This is a genomic window from Nonomuraea zeae (genome assembly GCF_005889725.1).
In the GTDB taxonomy this organism is placed as follows: domain Bacteria; phylum Actinomycetota; class Actinomycetes; order Streptosporangiales; family Streptosporangiaceae; genus Nonomuraea; species Nonomuraea zeae.
Map to the genome: position 1 here is coordinate 1 of NZ_VCKX01000499.1, position 5,091 is coordinate 5,091.

A 5,091-nucleotide genomic window follows, 5' to 3' on the forward strand; every position below is an offset into this window, starting at 1 on the left:
AGAGGTGTATAAGAGACAGCCATGAGCGCGACCGCCGCCAGGAGGCCGCCGTTGCCGGGCAGGTAGGCGGGCAGGGCGGCGCTCTGCCTGTTGTGGCCGTTCGGCAGGTGCGTGTTCTTGGCCACCGGCATCAGCAGGGCCGCGAGTGCGGTCTCCGGCTCGCCCAGCCTGGTGGCGGTCATGGCGATGGCCGGGAAGTCCCAGCCCCAGGTGGTCTCCCACGGCCAGGTGGCCAGGACGTCGTGCAGGGTGGCCCGCATGGTCGCCGGGTCGATGAGCCGGGTCGGCGGCACGAGGCCCAGCGCGTACAGCATCGACGGGTGGTCGTCCCGCACCGTGTACGGCGGGGCGTCCATCGCGGCGTAGACCCCGTCCCGCACGCGGGGGCGGGCCATCCCTGCGGACACCTCCGACCAGGACGGCTCGGGCGGCAGGCCGAGCAGGCGCCGCCACCGCTGCGCCACCTCCAGCGCCCACGACCAGTAGGCCAGCTCGAACGTCGGGTTCCAGGCCGCGGCCCGCACCTCCGCGTACGACTCCTGGGCCGGCACCAGCGGGGGCCCGAGCGCGTACCCGTCCCGGCCCTTGACCGCGTGGGCGGCCATGAACGCGGCCGTGTCCATGACGACGTCGGCGTAGCGCTCCAGCGCGTGCTCGGTGCCGCTCGCGCGGCGCACCAGCTCGGCCAGGTGGATCGGGTGCGGCTGCTGCCAGAGCAGGAAGGGGCCGATCGGGCTCGGGCTCTCCCGTCCGTCGGGGCCGGTCTGCTTGGGCCAGCGGGCCCCCGGGCAGCCCTGGTCCCGGGCCGTCGCGCGGGCGCGCGGGAGGATGGCGGCGTACCAGCCGAGGCCGCGTTCGAGCAGCTCGGCCCGTCCCCAGAGGGGGAAGTGCGCGGCGTGCCACCAGTGCATCTCCAGGTGGAAGCGGCCGCGCCAGCTGTTGGCCATGAGGCCGGTCTCCGCCGGGGGCAGCGAGCCCGCGCAGTGGATCGCCGTGAGGTACTGCGACAGCACCACGCGGCGTTCCAGCTCGGGGGCGCGGTCGTCGCGGGCGGCCGACAGGTCCACCGCGCCGCCCGTGCTCCAGAACCGGCTCCAGTGGCGGCCGGACGCCGCCACGACCTCGCCGAAGGCGGGCAGCCGGCCGGCTGCCGCCGGGTGGAAGGCGATCACCAGCTCGGCGGCGGGCTCCCGGAACGTGACCAGAAATTCGTGCGGCCCGCTCGCCACCGCCGCTCCCCCGCCGCTCAGCGCCACCACCACGTCATAGGCGGCGCCGTCCAGCACCCGCGCCACCGTGAAACCGCGCTCCGAGCGCCGCAGCGCCGACGAGTGGGCCGACGGGCGCGTCCAATCCGCCGCGTTCCCCCAGTCCTGCGACCCGTACGGGAACGCCAGCCGCACCCCCAGACCACCCGCGAGCAGCGGCGACTCGACGCGCAGGGCCAGCACGTCGCGTGACGGGTGGCAGGCGGTCGTCACCAGGACCGGCGCGCCGCGCAGCCGGTAGCGGCTGGTGATCGTGCCGGTCCACAGGTCGAGCCGCTGGTGGACGCCGCTCAGGTCGGCGGGCGACAGCGGCGCTCCCCCGGTCGCGGCCAGCCCGATCCGGCCCAGGTCGAGCCGGTGCGGGTTGGCGCGCAGCCACGACTCCGCGGCGGAGGCGGGCCGCTCGCCGGTGCCGCTCAGGTCGCCGCGCATGTCCACGTACGGGACCGGCCCGCGCGGCGTCGGGTACGTGCGGGTCGTCTCGGCCAGCGCGTACGAGCCGGGCACGCTGTGCCAGCCCCATGACGACATGGTGGCCAGCAGCGTCCCCGGCACGCCTCCCGTGCGCTCCTCGACCGGATGGCTGCCGGGGAAGGTCTGCAGCCCGGTGACGTCCACCGTGTAGCAGAGCTCGCCGTTGCCCACCGACAGCGGCGACTCCGGCACGATGCCCGTCACCTCGACCGCGTGCCGGTCGACGAGCGCGCGGCGGTCGATGGGGGCGCGGCGGTCGATGGGGGCCGTGCTCACTGCTTGATCGCCGTCCCGACCTGCTTGACGAAGTCCGCCGCCGCGGCGGCCGGCTGCTGCCGGTCGAACAGCACCTCGGCGTTGACCCGGTCCAGGATCTTCGGCGTGTCGGTGGACCCGGTCGGGCCGATGACCAGCGGCGGGCCGGCCTTCGGGGTCAGCTCGTCGATGAACGCGGCCTGCACCTTCTCCCCCTCCCCGAGCACGCCCTGGATGGCCGCGCGGACGTCGGAGTTCGCCGGGATGCCGCGGTCGGCGAGAATGATCTTGCCGGCGTCGGGGCTGTTGACCAGGAAGTCCACGAACAGGGCCGCCTCCCGCGGGTGCTCGGACTTGGCGTTGATGCTGTAGATCTGCGACGCCTGGAGCCACATGCCGGCCTGGGTCGCGCCGGTCTCCCCGGGCACCCTGATCAGCTTCAGCGGCTGGCCGGCCGCCTTGCTGAGCGCGCCGACCTGGTTGCTCCAGTCGAACTGCATCGCGGCCAGGCCCCGGCCCATCAGCGACTGCTCGGGCGCGGGCTGCGTGATGAGCTCGGCCGTCTGCGAGGCCGGCGGGGTGGCCCCGACGTCCCGCAGCTCACGCGTCATGGTCCACCAGTCCACGAGCGTCTTCTCGCTGATGCCGACCTTGCCGTCCGCGGTGTAGAGCGCCTCGCCGCGCTGGCGCGAGTAGACGTCCAGCATGTCGGTCCTGGTGGGGTCGGCCAGGGCGAACGTGCCCTCCGGCACCTTGGCGGCCAGGTCCTTGGCGATCCGCCGGAAGTCGTCCCAGGTCCACGTGTCGCCGTCGGGCAGCGGCACGCCCGCCTGGTCGAACACGGCCTCGTTGACCACCATGGCGATGGCGTTCACGCCGGTCGGGACGCCGTACTGGACGCCGCCGAACTTGCCGTTGTCCAGCGCCGCGGCGCCGATCCGGCCCGTCTTGAGCCCCGACTTGGCCAGGTCGAGCAGGGCGCCGCGGTCGCCGTACTCGCGCGGGTAGGCGCCGCCGAGCGTGATCACGTCCGGCGCGCGCCCGCCGGCCACCTCGGTGGCCAGGCGGTCGAAGTAGGAGTTGAAGTCCGTGTACGAGCCCTTGACCGTGATGCCGGGGTTCTTGGCCTGGAACGCCTCGATGACGCGCTGGGTGGCGGCGGCGCGGTCGTTGTTGCCCCACCAGCCGAAGCGCAGCTCGACGCCGCCGTCACCGTCGCCGGACGAGCCGCCGCAGGCGGAGGCCGCCAGCAGGACGCCGGCCGCGCAGAGTGCCGCAAGGCCCCTGGATGTTCTCGACATGGCCCCTCCTCTAAGGGGTGTAGAACGTTTTAACCGCAGGCGTGCGCGGATCACTTGAAGCCGGTGGTCGCGATGCCCTGTGTCAGATAGCGCTGACCGGCGAGGAAGAATCCGAAGATCGGCACCAGCCCGACGATCGACATCGCGAAGAGCTGGCCCCAGGCCGTCTCGCCCTGGCCGTCCATGAACGAGCGCAGCGCCACCGGCATGGTCCACAGCTCGGGGTCGGTCAGGAAGATGAGCTGGCCGAAGAAGTCGTTCCAGGTCCAGATGAAGGTGAACAGCGCCGAGGTGGCCAGCGCCGGCACCGAGAGCGGGATGACGATCCGCCAGTAGATCCTGATGTGCCCGCAGCCGTCGATGCGCGCGGCCTCGTCCAGCTCGCGCGGCAGGCCGCGGATGAACTGCACCATGAGGAAGATGAAGAACGCGTCGTGCGCCAGGAACTTGGGCACGACCAGCGGCAGGTTCGTGTTGATCCAGTCGAGCTGGGAGAACAGCACGTACTGCGGGACGATGAGCACGTGGATGGGCAGCATCAGCGTCGCCAGCATCGCGGCGAAGAAGATCTTCCTGCCCCTGAACTCGAGCCTGGCGAAGGCGTAGGCCGCCAGCGAGCACGACAGCAGGTTGCCGGCCACCGCCAGGATCGCGATCACGGCGGAGTTCAGCAGGTAGTAGTGGAAGGGGTGCTCCAGCGCCGTCCAGCCCTGGACGTAGTTGCCGAGGTCCAGCTCGGTGGGCCAGATCGACGGGTCACGGAAGATCGTCTCCGTCGGCTTGACGGAGCTCGACACCATCCAGAGCAGCGGGTAGAGCATCACCACGCCGGAGCCGGCCAGCAGCACGTGCTTCGACAGCCGCCTAGCTCTCATAGAACACCCACCGCCTGGCGAGGAGGAAGTTGAGGCCGGTCAGAGCGGCGATGATGGCCAGCAGGACCCACGCCATCGCGGAGGCGTAACCCATGTCGAACGAGCCGAAGCCGCGCTCGTACAGGTAGAGCGTGTAGAGCAGGGTGGCGTCGGACGGCCCGCCCCGGCCACCGCTGATCACGAACGCCTGGGTGAAGCTCTGGAAGGCGCCGATCAGCTGCAGCACCAGGTTGAAGAAGATGATCGGGGTCAGCAGCGGCAGCGTGATGCGGAAGAACCGCGGCACCGGCCCGGCCCCGTCCACCATCGCGGCCTCGTAGTAGGAGGCGGGGATCTGGCGCAGCCCGGCCAGGAAGATCACCATGGGCGCGCCGAACGTCCACGCGTTGAGCACCACGAGCGTGCCCAGCGCGAAGTCCGGGTGGGCCACCCAGCTCACGCCCTCGATGCCGGCCATCGCCAGCACCTGGTTGACCAGGCCGTCCTTGCCGAAGATCTGCCGCCACAGGATCGCGATGGACACGCTGCCGGCCAGCAGGGACGGCAGGTAGTAGACGGAGCGGTAGAAGCTCAGCCCGCGTACGCCGCGGTTGAGCAGGAGCGCCAGCGCCAGGGCCAGGACGAGCTGGACGGGCACCGACACGAACACGTAGACGAACGTGACCCCCAGCGACTTGTGCAGCCGCGGGTCCGCCACCATCTCGCGGTAGTTGTCCAGCCCGAGCCATTCGGGCGGCTTGAGCAGGGTGTACTCGGTGAACGACAGGTAGAGGGAGGCGAGGATCGGGCCGACGGTGAACAGGGCCATGCCGACGAACCAGGGCGTGAGGAAGAGGTAGCCGATGCGGTCTTCCGGCGGCCCGCCCGAGCGCGTACGCGGGCGAGGCCTGTCTGCGGCGGGGGGCGGCTCTCTGGGGG

The 5,091-nt window shown here is 71.7% G+C and carries 4 protein-coding genes; all 4 read right to left on the reverse strand.

Features of this window, described 5'->3' with window-relative positions; genetic code table 11:
* A partial coding sequence (locus ETD85_RS59910) for a hypothetical protein (RefSeq protein ID WP_138698698.1) occupies nucleotides 1-2,018 on the reverse strand: 2,018 nt, incomplete at its 3' end.
* Nucleotides 2,015-3,298: an ABC transporter substrate-binding protein gene (locus tag ETD85_RS59915; protein WP_138698699.1), complete on the reverse strand. Its 1,284-nt coding sequence runs from the start codon at nucleotides 3,296-3,298 to the stop codon at nucleotides 2,015-2,017. The genes ETD85_RS59915 and ETD85_RS59910, both read right to left, overlap by 4 nt.
* Nucleotides 3,299-3,348: 50 nt before the next feature.
* Nucleotides 3,349-4,173, reverse strand: coding sequence for a carbohydrate ABC transporter permease (locus ETD85_RS59920; protein WP_138698700.1), 825 nt, complete (start codon nucleotides 4,171-4,173; stop codon nucleotides 3,349-3,351).
* Nucleotides 4,163-5,091: carbohydrate ABC transporter permease (locus tag ETD85_RS59925; protein WP_420847393.1), on the reverse strand; the 929-nt coding region annotated here is incomplete at its 5' end. The genes ETD85_RS59920 and ETD85_RS59925, both read right to left, overlap by 11 nt.